Source organism: Blautia sp. MSK17_66 (genome assembly GCF_020538025.1).
Lineage (GTDB): Bacteria > Bacillota > Clostridia > Lachnospirales > Lachnospiraceae > Blautia_A.
In genome coordinates, this window is record NZ_JAJBNQ010000059.1 from 1 (window position 1) to 2,650 (window position 2,650).

General features: G+C 38.3%; 1 protein-coding gene. It reads left to right on the plus strand.

Annotated features, from left to right (window positions below; all coding sequences use genetic code 11):
• Positions 1–1,641: 1,641 nt before the first annotated feature.
• Positions 1,642–2,650: hypothetical protein (locus tag LIR34_RS17405; RefSeq protein WP_227162699.1), on the plus strand; the 1,009-nt coding region annotated here is incomplete at its 3' end.

Below are 2,650 nucleotides of genomic sequence, written 5' to 3' on the forward strand. Positions count from 1 at the left end.
TTTTTATGTTTATCTCTAGTATTACTCTTTAGACAAAAAAATTGTAGTAAGAACTATTCATAGAGTGAATCGAAAACAATACGAAAATGTAAACATTTCCTATACGTAGTATATAGAGACAAAATAGAAGAAACCGTTCATAATTTTCTGACCAATGAAGAATCATCAACGCTATCACTTTCTGTTCATAAAGTATGCGCAATCCACATCGGTATAGAATATAATCGGGGATGCCTTTATCTTGAAAAAATGCACCCGCAGCTTCGCTAGTAATCAGTAAACGCGGGAAGTGGAGTCAGGCTTTTTTTATGGAAGAGAAAATAGACACCAAAGTAGCCTTCTTCTAACCTTAACGGACCTACAGTGCAAAAAGTTATCAAGAGACTGCATTATAGAGCGCACAAAGGAGAAAAAAAAGTAATCTAAGATGCTTTGTTAGAAAAATAGCGCTCTCGGGATGCATTTTTGTAGAACAAAAAAGAAGTATAGATTCTTTGTTGGTAAAATAGCGCTCTCGCGTTGCATTTCTGTTCTGTAAAAATGCAGCTCAGATTCTTTGTTTGAAAAATTAGCGCTCTCGCGTTGCATTTTTGTTCTACAAAATGAAGCACAGATGCTTCGTTAACAAAGATATGCTATTGAAGTGCAAGATGGAAACGCAGAAAATGAACCGGGGATGCGACGTGCAAGATTACCTATGCAATAGATGCAATAGTTTCTCCAGGAACCGAAATACATACATTGTCTTCCGTAAAGCGCTAGACTATATATTATTATACAGGTTCAAATATACTATCTGTTTCAGGGAAAACTCCCAGGTTCGGATGTTCAAAATTCAATGATGGGTAACAAGTACGATCGTAAATCTGTAAAACAGTTTGTCGGATATTAGGCTGTATCTCCTCAAAGCGTATTCGAATATCATTGAGAAGCTGCAGCGTCACATCGGATAATAATGATGGCAGCCATTGTAGAAGTGCCTTTTGCATTTCTAGTCTCTTTCTCGGTCTAGCTAGTTTTACTACATCGCGAAGATAGAATCTTAGATCACACTGCCTTTGCTGAGCTGGATCAATAGAGTAACAAAAGAGTGGTAAGGCCTCGTTAAAGGACAAGGACCTGAGCGGAAGTGTATCGTACAGTAGACGGAGTATACTAGTATAGTCTATAGTCCGTGGAATTCTAAGTGCCAGCTTTATAATGTCATTCTCCTTACTACAGACCCGCCTGAAAGTAGACACATCATCATCAGTAAGCTTTGACAAAAAGCATTGAGTAGCTAACTCTTCTATGCAATCTATAGCTGTTTTATAAGGCATTCAATGGACAGATTGAGGTTTTTGAAACATACTAGTGAAATTAGCCTTAATCCCTTCTCGAAGTTAATCATGCATTATGGTGTAAAAAATGCAACTCGCGTTGCTCTACTTTTTCCCGAATTTCCAAATACGCAGCTGGGGTGATTGCTCGATTTCGTAACGAAAGTTTTGTTTATAAAAACCGCGAAAACCTTCTGTAACAGATAGATTTTTACAGCGCTGATATACAATGACATCAGCTGTAATGGAAAATAACTGAAATATGAATGGCGAGAGACTGCTTGTTTGTATTAAGCAATGTATTATGCAGCACTTCCAACCTATGGTGTACGATGAAAGTAGGTGTGTAATCGAGACGACAAGGGGGACTTTTCCAGTTCCTGACAATTATAAGAAATACAAAACGTTAGCATTTGCATTTGTTGGACATGTACTGAATACAGACGACACACCGGTAATTGAAAAAGAACTGGATTGGCCTGATCCTGCACTAGTGTACAATACAATTGTCGATCGAATCATAAATCACCCAGAATTATCACAGTTTATATCGGTTGCATTTATTAGTCAGTTAAAGGCCACCATCGGAGAGGGTTTAGATATTAATGTAAAAGGCACGCTAAACCGCAGGGGAAAGGGTATAAGAAGGCCGAAAGGCGTATTTTTTAGATACATGGAATCTCCATTTGTCAATGCAAAGGTCACTGCATTCTTCTCTTATCTTCGAGATTATAATAAAATTGCCTCAGAATATCACAATAATACTAAATTCATTCTCACGTTTTCATGTCAAGCATATTGGGCATCTGGCCCAAACTTCTCCGCCTTGAAGAATGTTATTAGGTGCTCCATAATTCATGAATACATTTCTAAGTTTGTGGAAAGAGAACAGGATAAAGGTCATATAGGAGATCAGGAGCTACCGCCTGAAGAGGACCCTTCTCGTGAACTAAACAATGTACAACATGAAGTCAATAGTTTAACGGAACAAGATGCGGAGGCGGATGAAGGATTGTGGGGTGAAATAGATTCATTATGTGAAAAATGGCAGTCTGAAGCGGAAGATCAAACTGAGGCGGAGATAATAGCCGACAGGATAATTGGAAATAGCCAGAGGATGGCGAACCTCAAAATTCGTCGTACAAAGTTCAAAAGTGTCTTGTATCATATACTAAAGGAACTAATTCAATCTCAGGGAACCGTAAAGGTTTATCGCGGTAGTAGTTTTTCACACGATTCGATAAAGATAAGCTTACATTATGAAGAGCAGCATATTACAGCCGTATGGGTCTACTTGACAGTAAAATTTGAAGAGCATTGGAAGCCTGTTG